The organism is Bacillus sp. FSL K6-3312 (assembly GCF_038007485.1).
GTDB classification, from domain to species: Bacteria; Bacillota; Bacilli; order Bacillales; family Bacillaceae; genus Bacillus; species Bacillus pumilus.
This window is the reverse complement of sequence record NZ_JBBOXI010000001.1, coordinates 1,787,118-1,803,666: the sequence shown is the minus strand read 5'-3', so window position 1 is coordinate 1,803,666 and position 16,549 is coordinate 1,787,118. Positions and strand designations below refer to the sequence as shown.

The 16,549-nt window shown below is 31.6% G+C and carries 23 protein-coding genes; 5 read left to right on the top strand and 18 right to left on the bottom strand.

Annotated elements, in window-relative coordinates:
- Positions 1-55: 55 nt before the first annotated feature.
- The 4 genes from MHI11_RS09300 to MHI11_RS09285 form a co-directional block, all read right to left on the bottom strand.
- Complete coding sequence (locus MHI11_RS09300) at positions 56-364, bottom strand: hypothetical protein (protein ID WP_056704503.1); 309 nt, start codon at positions 362-364, stop codon at positions 56-58.
- A gap of 12 nt (positions 365-376) precedes the next feature.
- The gene (locus MHI11_RS09295; protein ID WP_216927219.1) at positions 377-562 is read right to left on the bottom strand and encodes a hypothetical protein; all 186 of its coding nucleotides are present in this window, start codon (positions 560-562) and stop codon (positions 377-379) included.
- Positions 563-806: 244 nt separating this feature from the next.
- Positions 807-935, bottom strand: a complete 129-nt coding sequence (locus tag MHI11_RS09290) for a hypothetical protein (RefSeq protein ID WP_302052099.1) — start codon at positions 933-935, stop codon at positions 807-809.
- Positions 936-1,019: 84 nt separating this feature from the next.
- Complete coding sequence (locus MHI11_RS09285) at positions 1,020-2,126, bottom strand: AimR family lysis-lysogeny pheromone receptor (protein ID WP_340960898.1); 1,107 nt, start codon at positions 2,124-2,126, stop codon at positions 1,020-1,022.
- A 162-nt stretch (positions 2,127-2,288) separates the two neighbouring features.
- On the opposite strand from MHI11_RS09285, the gene MHI11_RS20940 reads away from it, so the two are divergent.
- Positions 2,289-2,453, top strand: coding sequence for a hypothetical protein (locus tag MHI11_RS20940; protein ID WP_268467204.1), 165 nt, complete (start codon positions 2,289-2,291; stop codon positions 2,451-2,453).
- A gap of 595 nt (positions 2,454-3,048) precedes the next feature.
- On the opposite strand, the gene MHI11_RS09280 is transcribed toward MHI11_RS20940, so the two are convergent.
- Both MHI11_RS09280 and MHI11_RS09275 read right to left on the bottom strand, forming a co-directional pair.
- On the bottom strand, positions 3,049-3,804 hold the full coding sequence (locus MHI11_RS09280) for an SDR family NAD(P)-dependent oxidoreductase (protein ID WP_340911485.1): 756 nt from the start codon (positions 3,802-3,804) through the stop codon (positions 3,049-3,051).
- 65 nt (positions 3,805-3,869) lie between these two features.
- Positions 3,870-4,652 carry a MerR family transcriptional regulator gene (locus MHI11_RS09275; protein WP_217012388.1) on the bottom strand — a complete coding sequence of 261 codons (783 nt, stop codon included), beginning with the start codon at positions 4,650-4,652 and terminating at the stop codon, positions 3,870-3,872.
- 675 nt (positions 4,653-5,327) lie between these two features.
- On the opposite strand from MHI11_RS09275, the gene MHI11_RS09270 reads away from it, so the two are divergent.
- Positions 5,328-5,873, top strand: a complete 546-nt coding sequence (locus MHI11_RS09270; protein ID WP_340911489.1) for a hypothetical protein — start codon at positions 5,328-5,330, stop codon at positions 5,871-5,873.
- Between the two features lie 21 nt (positions 5,874-5,894).
- Positions 5,895-6,218, top strand: a complete 324-nt coding sequence (locus tag MHI11_RS09265; RefSeq protein ID WP_340960897.1) for a hypothetical protein — start codon at positions 5,895-5,897, stop codon at positions 6,216-6,218.
- A gap of 129 nt (positions 6,219-6,347) precedes the next feature.
- Here MHI11_RS09265 and MHI11_RS09260 read toward each other — a convergent pair whose 3' ends face one another.
- The 12 genes from MHI11_RS09260 to MHI11_RS09210 form a co-directional block, all read right to left on the bottom strand.
- The gene (locus MHI11_RS09260) at positions 6,348-6,902 is read right to left on the bottom strand and encodes a hypothetical protein (protein ID WP_216927223.1); all 555 of its coding nucleotides are present in this window, start codon (positions 6,900-6,902) and stop codon (positions 6,348-6,350) included.
- Positions 6,903-6,929: 27 nt separating this feature from the next.
- Positions 6,930-7,088, bottom strand: coding sequence for a hypothetical protein (locus tag MHI11_RS09255; protein WP_216927225.1), 159 nt, complete (start codon positions 7,086-7,088; stop codon positions 6,930-6,932).
- 195 nt (positions 7,089-7,283) lie between these two features.
- The gene (locus tag MHI11_RS09250; protein ID WP_340960896.1) at positions 7,284-7,943 is read right to left on the bottom strand and encodes a hypothetical protein; all 660 of its coding nucleotides are present in this window, start codon (positions 7,941-7,943) and stop codon (positions 7,284-7,286) included.
- A gap of 122 nt (positions 7,944-8,065) precedes the next feature.
- Complete coding sequence (locus MHI11_RS09245; RefSeq protein WP_340960894.1) at positions 8,066-8,350, bottom strand: hypothetical protein; 285 nt, start codon at positions 8,348-8,350, stop codon at positions 8,066-8,068.
- Between the two features lie 42 nt (positions 8,351-8,392).
- Positions 8,393-8,752: a hypothetical protein gene (locus tag MHI11_RS09240; RefSeq protein WP_340960893.1), complete on the bottom strand. Its 360-nt coding sequence runs from the start codon at positions 8,750-8,752 to the stop codon at positions 8,393-8,395.
- Positions 8,753-9,141: 389 nt separating this feature from the next.
- The gene (locus tag MHI11_RS09235) at positions 9,142-10,749 is read right to left on the bottom strand and encodes a DUF4942 domain-containing protein (RefSeq protein WP_056704519.1); all 1,608 of its coding nucleotides are present in this window, start codon (positions 10,747-10,749) and stop codon (positions 9,142-9,144) included.
- A gap of 35 nt (positions 10,750-10,784) precedes the next feature.
- Entirely contained in the window at positions 10,785-11,231 is a 447-nt protein-coding gene (locus MHI11_RS09230; protein ID WP_156376667.1) for a hypothetical protein, read from the bottom strand.
- An 89-nt stretch (positions 11,232-11,320) separates the two neighbouring features.
- Complete coding sequence (locus MHI11_RS09225; RefSeq protein WP_056704522.1) at positions 11,321-11,509, bottom strand: hypothetical protein; 189 nt, start codon at positions 11,507-11,509, stop codon at positions 11,321-11,323.
- 319 nt (positions 11,510-11,828) lie between these two features.
- Positions 11,829-13,061: a hypothetical protein gene (locus MHI11_RS09220; protein ID WP_044141762.1), complete on the bottom strand. Its 1,233-nt coding sequence runs from the start codon at positions 13,059-13,061 to the stop codon at positions 11,829-11,831.
- Between the two features lie 310 nt (positions 13,062-13,371).
- Entirely contained in the window at positions 13,372-13,533 is a 162-nt protein-coding gene (gene yonT / locus MHI11_RS20935) for a type I TA system toxin YonT (protein ID WP_411265990.1), read from the bottom strand.
- 964 nt (positions 13,534-14,497) lie between these two features.
- Positions 14,498-15,610: a tubulin-like doman-containing protein gene (locus MHI11_RS09215; RefSeq protein WP_340960892.1), complete on the bottom strand. Its 1,113-nt coding sequence runs from the start codon at positions 15,608-15,610 to the stop codon at positions 14,498-14,500.
- Positions 15,610-15,906, bottom strand: a complete 297-nt coding sequence (locus MHI11_RS09210; RefSeq protein ID WP_340911533.1) for a hypothetical protein — start codon at positions 15,904-15,906, stop codon at positions 15,610-15,612. Before MHI11_RS09210 ends, MHI11_RS09215 begins: the two co-directional genes overlap by 1 nt.
- A gap of 129 nt (positions 15,907-16,035) precedes the next feature.
- On the opposite strand from MHI11_RS09210, the gene MHI11_RS20930 reads away from it, so the two are divergent.
- Positions 16,036-16,263, top strand: coding sequence for a helix-turn-helix transcriptional regulator (locus MHI11_RS20930; RefSeq protein WP_373466238.1), 228 nt, complete (start codon positions 16,036-16,038; stop codon positions 16,261-16,263).
- A 106-nt stretch (positions 16,264-16,369) separates the two neighbouring features.
- Complete coding sequence (locus MHI11_RS09205; protein WP_340911536.1) at positions 16,370-16,549, top strand: hypothetical protein; 180 nt, start codon at positions 16,370-16,372, stop codon at positions 16,547-16,549.

The window sequence follows — 16,549 nt, the reverse complement described above, 5'->3', positions numbered from 1 at the left end:
CACATCTCCTTCAAATGCTTATGTATCTTAGATGCCCTGGCCAATGGTGTTAATTTTATGTAGTGATAAAATATTCAAATTCATACTCAACGGATTTGCGAAGTTCTTTTATAAATTCCATTCTCTTACGGTAGGCTGCGAGAAGATCTCCAGTGTAAGTGTTTGTCAATACGGTTTGATTAAAAGAAAACTCATCTATTTGTTTTAAATACTCAAATACAGCTTGTTTAACCTTATATAGATCAACTGGTGAATTAATTGATAAACTTAGGCTGCGTAAATATACAAGTTCTTCTTTTAAGCTGTTGATTATTTCGTATTGATACTCAATGTCCGCACAGCTTTTTTCTGGTGATGCAATCACTAGCCTTACCTCCTAACTATTCAATAATTTCATATATCCTTCAACCATCGACTTTCTTATTTGTTCTTTTTTGATTTCTTTATCTATGTTATTTTTGTTTTCTTGGTGATTAAACCATTCTCCCCCGAATTTATCTATCTTACGAGCATAAACAGTTTTATTGAAATTTATAACATTGTCTTTTCTAGCAGCTAACATAATTCTCCTCCTAAATTAGATATTTCCGTATGTCTTATTTATAGTTTAATGGATAAAAACTTATATGTAAAGCTTTTTTCATGACAAATAACACATTCTTTTAATTATTTTTGAATGTGTTAATTTAGTTCCTATTCATTTAACTTTAAGAGTACAGGAACTTTTCCTTTAAATTAGAAAAGACGCTTAGCTCAGTAGAGCCAAACGTCATGCTATGTATTGCTAATATTTATTTTTGTTTAAATCAACCGCCACGACCTGGATCAGCTAACTTGTTTGTTGTATGTGATTTAGCTTGTTCAAAATCATTTCCTGCTGCTACACCTGTTGCTGCTACCAATACTAACGTTATAACTAGAATCATTTTTTTCATTATATCACCTCCCTTCAAGTTGTAAAGACTACATTGCGAAAATTTCCAAAATTTCATTTTCAACATTCATTTTTTTGAGTTCAATTAATGGTAGTTGCATAAAAAATTTGTCTCCAGACTCCTTAAAAACTTTACAGATTTAAAGAAGTCTCTTTTATCTTTGCTGATCAATCCTTGATAAAAATAATTAAAAGCTTTTTGTCCAGGCTTCAGTTTTTTCAAATCAATTGAGTTTAATATCTCAACAGCTTTCTTGTTTTGATTGTTCTTTATATGGTAAAAAGCATGTTCATGTTTATCTGAATAGTGTTCTTTTTCTAAAGGAAGGTACTTATTTTCTTTGCCCCAGTAATTTTCTAAAAAGCTTAATGAACGATAAACTTGTTTTGTATATATTTCATTATCATTACTGGCTTCAAGTGCTTTAAGAAAATATTTTTTTGCAGTATCATAATCACTAAAAATATATGAATTTCCGCTGTGTAAGTTACCAAAGACTACAAACCTATTTGAAATATTTAATTCTGTAGCTAGATTTGCTAATCTTCTGGCCTCATCAATCCTTAATTGCGCTAAAAACGCATCAGAATTAATTGCGTAAACCCTACTTTTGTAAGAACCAGCAATATATTCATTGCATAAGTCACTAAAGTCAAATTTGTTTATTTGCTCATTAAGTTCTTCCATTCGGTTGAATTCAGTGTTTAAATTTCTGTTATGTAGTAGCACAATTCTGCTGAAAAGTTTCATTTCCTTTGTTTTAAGCTTTAGAGAGTGTAGCTTTTCTGTTGTTTCAAACTCATCAATTTTATTGCAGAGTAACTCTTTTTGTAATTTATATACATTCGCCCATTCTTTACTTTCTGCATTTGTAGAGCTTTGCAATTTTTCAATTAGTTCTTCGGTAAATTCATTAAGATTATTTGATGAAGCGTACTCCAATCCATCTCTAGCTAACTGCTTTCGTGGATCTGTATTTAAAACAAATCTTTGTATTAATTCACTTTCATTTTGTGGAAAAACAAAGCGAACAATTTTTAATAAGGAGTTAAAACTCTTAAGAGGTCTGTCTTGTTCATTTAAAAATTTATAAAAACCTGATGTTTGTGAATACCCTGCCAAACTAGCTAATTTTGCTGCTAATGAAGGATCTTCTTCACATTTTGTCTTTAATACCTTCTTTATATCCACTAAATGACCTCCTTATCTTTATATTATTAATATACCTTGTTTAATCAGCATAGTCAACCGTTAAATATATGTTATTTGTACTTTATTAATTGTGTTTTGACTTCCTCTTCATAAATCATTAATATAGTTATGAATAATAAGCTAAAGGAGTTCGTCATTTTAATGTTAGAAGAAATTGATTTAGAAAAGATCTACGACATACGAGAATATCCTGATAAGAATAGTGGCCGCTGCGACAATTGTGATACAGCTCAATTTAAATCCACTATATCTAAAGGTGAATTCATACGTAAATGCGCCAAATGCGGAATGAAGAAGAGGGTTTGATCCCTCCCCTCTTATCCTCCTGGGGAAATATCAGCCATAAGCTCTCCTCCCAGACTATTAGCCTCCTACTTTAATTGCTTCAACAATCATATTCAATCACCTTCTAAATGAAATACTTCTTTTATTTAAATTCATTTAACGGCAGCACACAATCTCTTTATCATATTGTATTTAATATAACTTTTTTCCCTTCGGAATTCTTCAAGCATTCCTTTCAATACTTTAGCTGTTGCTATTCTTCCTCGGAATACTTTGTTATCAGTTGAAAAATATTGATTAAACTGATATTTTAACCTTTTCTTGAAAGTAGTCTCTCTATGATAAATAAAATTCAAAAAATTCTCTTTCTCAATGTTTGAGAGCGTGATAATAACCATAATTATTGGGAGTCCAATTATCCCGATCTTTCAAAAGATGACTGAACCTTTCCAACCTAGTTTTGTCCAGACCAAATCGCTTTTTCCATAAAGATTCAATAGTTGATATTGAGCAATTTTGATTGACCGGAGTAATACTAGCTCTAGTTCTTGTATAAATATATCCTTCTTTAACGCTTCTGTACCGCTCTTTTAAAAGATAAGCGACATTTCCCTAATTACAAATGACTTCCACCAGTTACATCCATATTATGCCCAGTAATAAAACTCGCTTTTTCACTCGCTAGAAATGAAACAACATTTGCAATTTCTTCTGGTTGACCCTCTCTTTTTAAAACACTCATGTTCTTTGCATTTTCTTGACCTTCTTCTGTATGCAGCCAAATAGCAGTTGAATCCGTATCAATAATCCCAGGCATTACAGAATTAATAGTAATGCCTTTTTCACCCAATTCCTTTGCTAGTGTAAACGTCATTGTATTAATCGCGCCTTTTGTCATACTGTATATCATCATATGCGGAAATGCGATACGTGTCACACCTGATGATAGATTTATTATCCTACCTTTGGGTTCTATAAGTCCGATTAGAGATTGTGTGATAAAATACGGTGCTTTAACATTTGCATTAAATAGACGATCGAACTCATCGTAGTCCACTTCTCCAAATCCATTTGATGTAGCATGTCCAGCATTGTGAACAATTGTATGCAACGATACATTACTATCTTGGATTACCATTTCCTTGGTCTTTTCGATGAATTCGTTAATCCCCTCACTGGAATTGAAATCACCTTGAATTAAATGTGCTTGTCTGCCAATTGATTCAATTTCTAATTTGACTTGATTAGCCTTTTCAATATTTTGATTATAGTGTAATAATAAATTGAATCCATCATTAGCAAGTTGGATTGCGATTGCTTTTCCTATCCCTCTAGATGCTCCTGTTACTAATGCATAATCATTTTTTTTCATGTATTATACCTCCCTTTAAAGTGAGTGTAAGGGTTAACCTAAGGGTAAGGTCAAACACTTAATACTTACTTAGATGGAAAAATAAATTCCGAAAGACGTTTGGAGGAATATAGATAATCATCCGGACTTAATATACGTTCATAAATATATGGTTCAGATAATTCTATTTCATTTTTTTGAATTATCTCATTTATTTTTAATATCGATTCTTGTTGATACGGATCAATTTCATAAAAAAACTTTTGCGCTTGAAAACCAAAATAATTTGTGATTGCCAATTGATTCGATTCGTAATTTTCCAATTGTAAGGCGATGCTAAAAGGGTAAATTTTATTATCTATCAGTTTATATGTTATGATTCTTTCATTCTTTTTAACATTAAGTCCCCTAACTAATCCTTCTAGGTTATTCAGTGCTACACATATATTTTCATTTGGTAATAATTCATACTCATATACGAACAATGATTCTAGATACTCTTTTTTTATTTCGTTATTTAAAATCGTAATTGTAGGATTCAGGCTTTTCAATTTATTTATTGTTTGATTTGCATTTTTTATCTTATTTATTTCCAATTGAAGCTTTTCTTCTATCAAATTACTTATTTCAGCATCAGATAACTTTCTATGAATGATTTTGCTGATTTCATTTAAACTAAACCCTGCTTGTTTTAACAAATTTATTCGTTTAGCAGTTAGTAACTGATTCTTATCATAATATCTATAATCATTATTCGGATGAATAAATACAGGATTCAAAATATTATGCTTATCATAAAGATACAAAGCTTTTCGTGATAAGCCAGTTAATTCGCTAAAGTCTTTTATCAAAAGCAAATTATTATTCACTTATGAATCACCTACTATCAATTTCATTTAAATTTATAATATACATTATAAGATTTAAGTTCAATTTATTAAAACGTGATTCTTCCACTTGAAGAGACGTTCTGAATAAATACAATACGAAACATAAAACCCATTCATATGCAAATAGGTTACAGTTCAAGCTTTTTAAAACGTCATGATTTTGTTTTAAATCTGTATTTAGAAAGAATAACTCTTTCATTAAAAGAATGATTTTATTTTGATAACTTTTGTCTCTCTTTTAATCTTCTATAAATACTCCACCCAAAATAATTGTATTTAAACGCATTGCTACATCTCTCTATATAAGTGCTATTTTAGCATATAGCTGGTCGATACTCACCAATATTTTCTTTTATTTTCCTCTTCAGATTCCTAAAATACAATTTCGCACCTCATAAAACAGCCTGAGTTTCTAAGCTTCATTTTAAGGAAATACTTGCAAAAAAATTAGAAGGAGTAACTCCTAGGGTTAGGTTTAAAGTTGTTTTTGTGTGTAAATATCCCCTTTTTTAGGTGCGGGAAATTAGTAATACATTGAATGAAACAATGACAAAAAGCGTGTGAATTAAATACTATTTCTTCTAATTTATGTAAAATTCATTTCATTTTGTGATATCCTCACTATTGAAAAATGATTAGAAAGGAAGTATTCCAATGAAAAAATTTTTTGTTAAGATGTTGCTAGTTCTCATTTCAGCAGCAGTATTTATTCCATCCACAGCTACACATGCAGCAGAAAAGATCGAACAGAAAGAAGATTTGGTAGTAACTATCAATCCTACTGAGCTTCAGAAACAACTTGCTTTAAGAGATGTACCATTAGAAAAACAAGAAGCCTTGCTTCAAGCATTTAAAGCTATTGAGAATGCCAACAATGATCCACTTGCTACTACAAATGGCCCTAAGGGTGCAGCTATTAAGGCAGCAATCAAAGTAATTAAAGGCTTAGTAAATAACGACTGGGCAAAATGGGTTTTACAGCAACGTTTTGGAAAGGAAGCTGTAAATGGTACTGTCAAAAATGCAAACAAGATCATTAAAGAATTAGAAAAAATTATTGATACTCCAAAAAATGCAGCTGGTAGGGCTAGAAAAGTTGTTTCTGCAGAGCTTAAAAAACATATAGATTCGGGTGTAGCTGATACAATCGGACTTGTTGTTGAATACATTGTTCTCACTGCTGATTTACTCATACTTTAGATAAAAGGATGGTAACTATATATGTCACAAAATCAATTTATTCAGTTCCAAAAAGCCAATGGTTTAGACGATGAAGACGTTCAATTCCTTATCACTCTCTCGGGAGCATTTTGCACCTGTGAAGAAGAAAACAAAAAGGCATATTATATAACAAGGACAGCGTTTATTAGACACTTTGGTGAAGAATTAAACCTTTCAGATATTGAAGGAAATACTAGAGATGAATATGAAAAGATCATCAATCAATTTCTAAGCAAGAAGGATAAAAAAATCAATGTAGATGAACTCTTACAATCTTTTTATGCTGCAGATATGATGGATGGATTAAAAAAGAAATTCAATTAATGGCCTTCGTAAGTAAGTTGTGTGAAAAGGGGAGCTGTTTATATGCTCCTCTTTCTTATTAAAAACATCATTTTATTTAGTTATACTTTTATTTTTATGATACCTCTAATGAAATAAAATCAAAATATGTCAATAGTTATATTCGTATTTCCCGTCAGCTGGCTCTTTAAGCCAATCCCCTAGCCGTTTTGAATTTATTTGGTTCATCCATTCCACGTCCAACTTGCGGAATAGCTCTTCACCTATTAATTCAAATATTGCGCTCTTTCTGCGGTCGATTCCACAATAATCGAGTGCCCAGTATTGTGCTTTTGTTGGCCTTCGTCTTTTGTGTTTGGCTAGCACCTCGACATTTTTTGCTCCTACTGCAAGACAAAGCTCAAACGGCATCTTATATTTTCTTGACACAATTCCGCACGCTTGTGCGTATGCTTTTCTACCTTCTTTTGTTTTTAGGGCTCTCATTTCTTCGAGCTCATCGTTTATTCGAGACACAGTTTCTTCCCATGAATCTCTCATATTTTCGTTTTCCTCCTCTATTAGAGCATCTTGAACATGTCGATATTCATATTGAAGTTCTTTATTATTATCAAATTCTTTAATTCCTTTTAAGAATTCATTATGTTTCTTCTCAAAAGCATTTGTTTTAGCTAAATTTTGTTTTAATTTTTTCTCAATTGGCACATATCATTCCCCTTTTTATGTAGAAGCTCAGTAATTTAATTGGTTGTTTAAGTATTCCTCTACGCTGCCATCAAACCCTGTATACCCTATTTCAAGTTCATCTATAATTTGTTCCTGATCCGCCCAACCTTTGAACATATTGTGCATGTTTGGTTTTGAAAGTTCCTTTTTAATTATATCTCTCATATCTTATGCCTCTTAAATATATGTAATTTGTATTTCATCCAGAATAAACAAATGCACAAAGCAACATAATGGCCAATAAACTAAATATAGCAACACTGATTAATTCATCTCGCCGCTTTAATAACCGCTCCTGGATTGTTTTCAACTTCTTCACCCCTTAGAATATGTGTTATTTATTTGTTTAAAACTCATGTTTTATCTACTTTTAGAAATTGCTTTTTCAATGTAATACAATTCTAGTCCTACTCTTACAAAACCATAATTATGATATTTTCCATTCTCTAAAATTTTTCCAACAAACCATAAAAACATTGTTTCTATTTTATTAGGTGAAAATTTCATCAATTTTTGAATAATATCTTTTAATTTAAAAGATGTCCTATTTTCATTACGAAATGATTCATATGCTGCATAATCCTTATGTGCAACTGTAACCTCTGCCAAGATTGATGAAGCCCCAGTTATCTTAGCCCATAATGTACGATGCGTTCCATCTCCGTTAACTGCATAGAAATCATCATCTTCAAAGTAAATTAACCTTACTGGATATTCCTTATAAAAAGCTTGGAATTCTTCAAGTGACTGTTCTAATAAATGCTTGTAAGCTATCTGAGAACGCCGTGGGTCTATGTTTGATCCTTTTCCATTTGCATGGTCGTACCATGATAAGCAAGCAGAGCCTCTATACCCTAAACTTTTTATTTTTGAAAGAGGTACATCGCTTAAAATTTCTTCACTTTCTTTGTAATATAGTGAAAACAACCGCTCTCTAAAGTTTTGTGTTTGTTTCATTTCTTTAATATGAGTATCTGAAACACCTTTTTGAATTAATAGTTCATCTAAATTACCCTGCAAGTCAATCCCTCCTCTTCCTATTATAGGATATTTTATGTTTTTGGGTTTGTTTTTGGGTTTTTCAGATCGTCTTAAAAGAAACATTTTATTTTGATTTTTCGATCACATGTCCAAGCATTGCGTTAGTCATTTAGTTCGTTGCACATGTCTAGGAAAGCATCAATGTGACTTGATAAATCAAATGATTGGTTATAGCACTCTTCACGCTTATTCACAAATCCATGAAAAAGGGACAAGTAATCACGTTTAGATAACCTGTCTATAAAAGAGTGTGTAACCTTTACAGGATAGCGCAAATCTTCATAGTAGCTATTGTATAGAACCGCCCCTAATTCCTCCATACTTGCCTGCTCTTTAGCGCCCTCGATTTCTTTTGTAAGCTCAAATTTCTTTCCTTCTAGTTCCAACTCAATTCCTCCTTTTTGTAGAAAATCAACATTTTATTTATTTTATATTTCATTCAGTTCTATTATTTTATCGATTAGATGAACAGGAATATCTTTTCTAATAGTAACCCATCCATCTTCAAGATAGATTTTGCCAATATCATTAATATAATAGCTCCCCAAATGTTCAAATTCTACAATCACTAAATCCTCTCTAGTGAATCCATTTAGTTCCATGAAATTAATTACATTGTGTAACTGTGTTTGTTCGAAGCTGTTTGCTTTGATACCATAAACACCTTCACTATTTTCTCCTGCCACACTTTGCTTTAATCCATTCTTTAATATAGACTCAACATTATTTCTTGTGGTAATGTGCCAAAAGGATTCGTATTCATCTGTCTGCTTCTCAATCCAACTCATTTTATACATTCCCTTCTGTATAAAATTAGAATTTTATTCGACTATTCCATATGCTTTGTATATTTCTTCTTTCATACTATGCCCTTGCCGCTCTTCTTCTTCACCAATCTCTTTAAATGTCATTGTGAACTCATCAATAAGTCTAAAATTGATTTCACCGACTCCTTCCTAGTCAATTACATCATACATTTCATTTATTGAGTATTTTACCGTTCCTTTTAAACCATCAACATCTGCATCTAAAATTCTTTTAATTACTTGCTCCATAATTTTTACATCCCCTTTTTTAAAACGCTAGAATTTTTATCAACCGTTTCCGTTGTATCTTATAACTATATTATATATGTTATTTGTACTTTAATCAATAAAAAATGTGTGTTATTTGTACTTTAATTTCCTAGCATTAAAACTTTTGATGTATCTAACATATAATAACCTTTGTTTTTCATTGTCTTGTTATATTCTCTCTCACCTTCGAATTCATTGATAACCGCTCTTTCCTCTTCGTTCATTTCAGTAAACTCTGTATTACCGTATGATGGTGGCAACCACCCTTTTTTCTGACTTCCGAAAATATTGAACTTTTTTAAAATCTCATCATTTTTAAATTCAATATGACATGTCCCTTTTTTGTAAAACGTTAAATAAAAATACTTCAAATCAATTTTTTTCGTTTCTCCATAGTGTTTAGACATTTTTAGAACTTCATCAATATTAACATCTTCAGTAAGGCCATTGTCTAGGTAGTTAAACACTTTTTCGATATCTTTGAGTTTATCCATAACAGTATAGTAAGTTGGATCATAATTACCATCCCAAGTACCATAACCATTTAGTGGAATTACAACTTTTTTGTTTATTTTATAAGATTTGTTTGTTTTCCATCCGTTATATAAGTGAACATTTTTTGATGTTTTATCATAATAGTGTTTATGGCTGAACTCTTCAAACAAATTTAGAATGGTTTCTTCGACTCCTTGAATCATTTCTTTACTCATTTGTATTCTTAATGTGTATATGTTGAATAAAGAGAAATCATAATCCTTTAACTCTTCGACATGCTGCAAATATTTTTGCTTTAGATTGCTTGTAAAAAGACTCATGAATTCAGCATTATTAAACAGTGTATTCCAATACTTTTGCCTTACACTTTTAATAAATTCGTTTTCCATATCTTCTGTATAGTTATTTGCAGAAGAATCCAATTCTAATTTTAGTATCGGTTTAGAAGTTTCTTTAAAGCTATTTAAGATTAACGGTTTCATGCTATTGTATTCATTTATAAGTTTCAAGCCTGCTTTAAGCTCATAGTTAAATTGCTCAACAATTCCCCTTATGTAATCAGAATCAATTAATTGAGTTGATTTATAATCATTTTTAAGTATGTGGCTTTCATCCTTTTTCAATTCATTTAAAAGAACACTGTTATATTCACCGTTATCAATTTTTATATAAACTAAAGCTGTCTCTACACTTGTCTTTCTTTCAGAACTAACAAAGGCATCTTTTATAAATTCGACATCTGCATCAAGCTCGGTCAACTTTCTAACGAGATATTTCCTGTCATTAGAATAAGGGTTATTTAATGTTTCAGCGTTTAGTAAACAGACTATCTGACCCGTTCTATGTTGTGATTCAATTAAATTAATGGCCTTTAATAAATGCTTTTCCCCATTGCTGAACGGCGGATTCATAAATATAAGATCATATTTCTTGTATGTATTAAAAGTTAGAAAATCATCTGAAATAACTCTGAAATCTTTACCTTTTAACAAGTGGCGCAAGTTCTCATCATGCTCAATAGCATCGATGTCATACTTTGATTCTCTTCTATATATCTTGGTGTAATCAAATTGCTTATGAATTGCTTCCACCAAATTGCCTGAACCCGCTGAAGGCTCTAAAACTGATTTAATATACTTCCAATCTACCTTTCTATTCATTTTGTTGATTAAACTTGCTGGAGTTGGGTAAAAATCTAGATTCTCTTTAAACATATTTTCTCCTTTTTTAAAGGCACCTTTACAGAACCTTATTTAATTTGATTTAAATGGGATACCCCTTCTTCAATACTCATTCTTAAAACAATTCTCACCATCTCCTCCTGAAAACCCGTTTCATCTTTTTTAGATGAGAGATTAATAAGATTTTTCATGTCATTTAAATTGAGGTTAGGCAAAATATCTTTGGTGAAGTGTTCTTTTGCTTTTTCGATATTTTCTTTTTCATTTTTTGCTTCTCTGATTGAGTTTAGACTTACAACATTTGTTTTTTGCACTTCTTCTTGAACATCTTCGATTTCTTGTTTCGTTAATTCTGATTCGATTGGTTGGGGTGTAGGATCAGTAATAAAGGCTTCGACTAGTTCAGCTTCACCATTTTTGATTAGTTCCAATGCTTCTGATTTTTTTATTGGAAAACTTCTCATTTGAGCCCAGCTGTATCTGTAGTATCTGTTACCTTTTTGTTTAATTAACATCATCTTTACCCTCTCCAGTCTCACTTTTTATTTTTGCAACCCCTGGCCATTATTGACCAGGACGCTCACAGCCTAATGCCTGTTTATACTCACTGTGACGAGTTTAGCGTATCAACATGCTGGATATATCCTTTAGCAATCCATGAGCTGTGAGGAGACCACTCAGCGTCACCCTCTCTCATATAAGCTGTATGTACAGGTGTTCCAGCTTTTCTATCAGGATGCTTTTCTTCTGTTAATTTAGTCCATACCCAGTTGTTCGGCTTTACTTTTTTCATATCCAATCTCTCCCTTTAAAATATTCATTTTATTTCGTTCTTTTCTATATCTTTATTATATATGTTATTTGTATTTTAATCAATACTTTTTATATGTTATTTTTAATTTATTTGAGTATTTTATTACGTCCTATGAGGGGTTTGGGGTGGTGTAGGACGAAAGGGCAATTCAACTTGTTGAAGTGACCAAAGTCAGCACCCCAAGGTCTTATTTTCAGTCTATATATTATTTATAATTTTAACTTCTTTTCTTTTACGAGAGACCCCCTAATAACCCTTGTGGCTGTTGAGTTTTTAAAATGATTTATTGCTTTTGTTTTCATAGGTCATTTTCTAACCACTCGATTAATAGACGTCTCATTCTAAATGATGGGATGTAAATGTTGATTGATTTGTTATTCCTTATTGCTGATCTCCATATCCATTGAATCATCTCTGATAATGCGTAAATGTCTTGATCTATATTTATGTTATTCTGCTTAAAGAAATCATTAATAGCTGGATTAACAAATCTGTTGATTGAATAAACTAATGATTTCTTGTGACTGTATTCATTAGTCGCTTTAATATTACACGCTAAGAATCCTTTAGTGTATCCTTTACCGCTCAACTTCCCTTTATGAGATTTAAAGGTTGTCCATAGGTTCTCATTTGATTTAGACTTTATGATATTTTGGTAATAGTTTAAGATGTTGTTTTTTAACCGCTTATGTAACACTGTTCTACTTTCAAACCAATTTTTAGACAATGCGTAATAGTCGTCACCTACCTTGTTCAGATCTCCTTCGTAAATCTTTATCTTATTCTTCAAAGCAGCTTTAACCTTTTGGTCTAGGGATTCATTATGTTTAATTAATTTATAATTTTTACTTTCTTTTATGACTGATAACAATTCATATTCAATACCGTGTAAGTCAAAATAATACTTTTGAATCTGAGCATTAAACAAATATGTTAACACGTACACCTCGTTAAACTTAGCAAAGACATCGCTAGGGAATTCCCAGAACAAAACAGATTCATTGTGATAGATTAGATTATCACTTTTGGCCAGCTTCTTTAATGTCTGGAACTCTCCTTTGTATTCCCTATTCAACTTTTCTTCATTCTCAGAGTTCCACAATATCTTTCCGTTGTTGTTAATGATCCAGTTGTTTTTAAATAACATATCTAAATCATCTTTAGAAATATTGAATTTCTTAATCACTTCCATTGCTTCATCAAGTACCAAAGTATAATTGCCTGAGTAAATTAAATCTTTGGTTGTTTGATCAGACATGCTAAATAATGCGTGAGTTGCAACAATGTCCTTGTTTTCTGAAAGTAACTTATGAAAGGAATCAATTTTATATAATACTTCTCCCTTTTCTGTGTGAACCTTTGGCTCATAAAACTTTCTGTTGCTGCATGACTTCTTAATTCTTGATACTTCATCCAGATATGGCGTGATAAAAATGAAATGCTTATCTAAAGATGCTTCATTCATGTGATCAATCATTAGACTCGTTTTACCGCTGCCCATAATCGAATCAATAATTTTTACTTTTGACATTCGTTCTCCTCTATTCAAAATTTTATGTATGGCGAGCTGAGCTACCGCTCACCGTTTAAAACATTTAAATACAAAGTAAGACAACCATGAAACAATAAGGATCAATGTAGCAATAGCATATGTCCAGTTAATGATGTATTGTGCGCTGCTACTAAATAACCCTTTGATAAGCCAGAATACAATGAATGTGATACCGAAAGTGATTAGTGAGTACCATAATTGTTTATGCTTCATATATGTTTACAAAGTGCTGCAAGGTGCTATAATATAGGTGACAAAGGGAGAAGTATCTCCCAATGTCTAATGGTGTTTAATGGCGTATTCGTTTGCGTGTCCTTGACCTAGGTCGCTTACGTGTACGCTTTTTCTTTTGGCTTATACTTTTAGTGATACTGACAACCTTTTCAATAATCACAAGCATATTGATTAAGACTGTAGTAAGACTGATAAGTAAAGCCATTATTATAGTCACCTTTTCAAGCACTTTTGCACCTCCTTTCCATACTTATATTATAACATATAATCTCGCATATGTATGTAATTTGTTGTTTATTAATTGAATTTATTCATCTTTATTTTTGTGCTTATATTCGTTTGTGTGGTGTGTTGTATATGATTAGAGATTGGTTGTGTGATTAATTTAAACCTTTGTATGAGGATGTGAGTGTGCTTAGAATTGATGTGGTGATGTGTGTGATGTGAGGAATAGAATATAGATAGATGGATGCGTGTGTTATCTTAATTAATTGATATACGTTAGTTAGGTTAGACAATGTGAGATTATTAAAGTGTGTAGGTTCATACTATATAATATTAAATATCAAATATTAGAATAAATAACACTTCGATTTCCTGTCCCCTGTTATTCATACGAAGAGTTCCGTATAATGGAACAAAATTTAAAAATTACATCATTTTTTTAAAATTTTAAAATTTAATCCAATAAAGTATTGATTTTCCTAATTAATTGTGCATCAAGTCAGTTGCAAATAAAAAAGCAGACTCACAAAGGAATCTGCATTATAACTATAATTATAAGACGTATTCATAACCATAAAACACCAGTAGAGGGGGGTATATTAACATCCAAATCGCTAAAACAAAGAACAAATGTGCCCATAGCACTTCCATTTCCACACCCTTTAAATTTTATCGATTTTAGCCTATTTTCTATCGTACTTGCTATCGTAAACGCCTTATATATCAACGTTAATCCCTTCCCCTACTCACCCATTTTTCATGATTCCCATCAAATTTGACCACTTTTCCCTACTCCCACAACGACTTTACGATCACTCACCTTTCACAATCATCAAATTATCGTCAAACTTATTGATATTACTATGTATTTTCACTTTTTGAGCAATTTTACGATATCGTCCTCAAAAATTTACGATAACAAAAAATGAGACAGTCAATTGACCATCTCATCCTATTTATTTCTTTAATGATTTAAGTCTATCTAAGTAACTCCCCTTGCTTATTTGTTTCTCACCCTTATTTGTGTTAGTTTGCTGCTTTAAAAACGCTGACTTTGAATTAAATTTTGGAACGTATACCTCTTCTTTAATTGGTTCAACCTTTCTAGAGTCAATCAGTTCATCTAATTGTTTCATTCTTTCATTAATCCACCCTAGTCCACTTAAAATACAAATCACTTGATTCTTACCAGTATCATAATATCCTTTAAATAAATCTAATGGTTCTCCTTCATTAAAGAGTCTCTTAAAGTTAATTTGATCAGTCAGATCAGCATTACCATCTATAATAACACCCGCTTTAACTAATGAATTAAAATTATCTGCGCTATATATCGATTGCTGCCATGACTGTTTAATGTCAGCATGAAGAGTGTTTGCAAATTTTCCGTTATTATAATCAGATAAATCCATTTTTGATATCACTGTTACACCTGGAGTATTGAAAATTTGATTTAAGTCCTTTTTGTCTAATGTACTGTAGCTAGATGGAAGGTTTGTATACCCCTCAACCTCTTCAAGCATATCAATAAATTGTTTGTTTACCTTTTGATATAGGATTGGCTCTGAGAATGTTTTAATGCCCTTTTGAGACACTTTAAGATTGTCTAGTGGAATTATATTCAATTGCTTTTCTGTCATTTCCTGGAGGCATTCAACGGTGTTTAATTGATTCAATATCACTTCACTTTGATCAGGAAGTACAGGTACAGCAACTACGGTTTTGTTATCCAAATATTCATCTAATAATTCAATTAATGTCGGTGCGATTCCTGATCCTGTGCCTCCTGCTGTTGAAAAGACTACGAATACAATTTGAATCGATGGTTTTTCCATTGCTTCTTTAATGAATTCAACAGATGATTCCCAGTTATTTTTAAAATAGTTGATAGCTGCTTCCCTGTCCTTACCTACTCCCTCGGATCCTACTAACTTAAGCCTGTCTTCAACAACTTCTAAACTATTTAAATCTGAGCTAGAGTAATTGACAGCAATACTGAAATATCCTCTTTTCATAGCTTCATCTGCAATACTCCCACCACATTGACCAATTCCAACAAATCCGTACATTAAACCATTTCCCCTTCCAAATGATATTCTAAGGCCATAACTCCATATGAAGTAATAATGAACTTATGGTGTTTACTCGTTGAATCTCTTTCAATTAGTAGCAACGCCTCTAATTTACTTAAAGACGATCTTATAGTCGATTCTGAGAATTGTGTCTCTACTTTAACTGATTCGCTCTTTAAGTCTTCTTTCGTCATTCCTTTTATTAGCCTGATTGCACCGCATTCTTGCAGCAAAGTTAACAGTGATACATCGTCAATATTCAATCTAGCCACGACTTCATCAAAATATGTCATACTGCACCTCCATTGATAGGAGTAACAAAAGTTATCCATATAGACAACTTATTTTGTCTATTTAAGTGAATTTAATCGAACATTTGAATAAAACCAACACATAATATAAAATTCTCATTGGGTGATATTATGAAATATAAGGTTAGAAGCAATCTAAAGAATTACTTAAACTCCAAAGGTATTAAACAAAAGTGGCTTGCTGACCAAATAGGCACTAATTCCAGCAGGATTTCTATTTGGTGTACAAATAATGATGAAGGGTTTTGCTCAAATCCCCCTTCCCTTCCTTATGCTATGGCCTTGTGCAAACAATTGAAATGTAAAATCGATGATCTATTCTCAATTGTTGAAGACTGAGTAATCAGTCTCACTTATTAAAATACAAATAACATATATTTATTATTGACTAAAATACAAATTACAAATATAATCACCTTATAACGTACTGAAATGAGGTGATTTATTGGGATCATGTAACAAGCAGGACATCATTGAACTTCTTGAATATCGGATTGTTAATGGTATTGCTTCTCAAGAAGAGAACATTTTTTATGAAGACTTCAAATGGTTTGGCAAAACGGACGAGTCTTCTACCCTGTTTAAAAGATTGGCATTACATATTGAAAGACAAAATAACAAATAG

Bases quoted from the DNA above. Each gene is read 5' to 3' on its own strand.
- MHI11_RS20940 (WP_268467204.1), top strand. From the start codon at position 2,289: ATGTTAGAAGAAATTGATTTAGAAAAGATCTACGACATACGAGAATAT.
- MHI11_RS09215 (WP_340960892.1), bottom strand. From the start codon at position 15,610: ATGTACGGATTTGTTGGAATTGGTCAATGTGGTGGGAGTATTGCAGAT.
- MHI11_RS09265 (WP_340960897.1), top strand. From the start codon at position 5,895: ATGTCACAAAATCAATTTATTCAGTTCCAAAAAGCCAATGGTTTAGAC.
- MHI11_RS09295 (WP_216927219.1), bottom strand. From the start codon at position 562: ATGTTAGCTGCTAGAAAAGACAATGTTATAAATTTCAATAAAACTGTT.
- MHI11_RS09235 (WP_056704519.1), bottom strand. From the start codon at position 10,749: ATGTTTAAAGAGAATCTAGATTTTTACCCAACTCCAGCAAGTTTAATC.
- MHI11_RS20930 (WP_373466238.1), top strand. From the start codon at position 16,036: ATGAAATATAAGGTTAGAAGCAATCTAAAGAATTACTTAAACTCCAAA.
- MHI11_RS09230 (WP_156376667.1), bottom strand. From the start codon at position 11,231: ATGTTAATTAAACAAAAAGGTAACAGATACTACAGATACAGCTGGGCT.
- MHI11_RS09220 (WP_044141762.1), bottom strand. From the start codon at position 13,061: ATGTCAAAAGTAAAAATTATTGATTCGATTATGGGCAGCGGTAAAACG.
- MHI11_RS09210 (WP_340911533.1), bottom strand. From the start codon at position 15,906: ATGACATATTTTGATGAAGTCGTGGCTAGATTGAATATTGACGATGTA.
- MHI11_RS09255 (WP_216927225.1), bottom strand. From the start codon at position 7,088: ATGAGAGATATAATTAAAAAGGAACTTTCAAAACCAAACATGCACAAT.
- MHI11_RS09290 (WP_302052099.1), bottom strand. From the start codon at position 935: ATGAAAAAAATGATTCTAGTTATAACGTTAGTATTGGTAGCAGCAACA.
- MHI11_RS09280 (WP_340911485.1), bottom strand. From the start codon at position 3,804: ATGAAAAAAAATGATTATGCATTAGTAACAGGAGCATCTAGAGGGATA.
- MHI11_RS09225 (WP_056704522.1), bottom strand. From the start codon at position 11,509: ATGAAAAAAGTAAAGCCGAACAACTGGGTATGGACTAAATTAACAGAA.
- MHI11_RS09240 (WP_340960893.1), bottom strand. From the start codon at position 8,752: ATGAGTTGGATTGAGAAGCAGACAGATGAATACGAATCCTTTTGGCAC.
- MHI11_RS09270 (WP_340911489.1), top strand. From the start codon at position 5,328: ATGAAAAAATTTTTTGTTAAGATGTTGCTAGTTCTCATTTCAGCAGCA.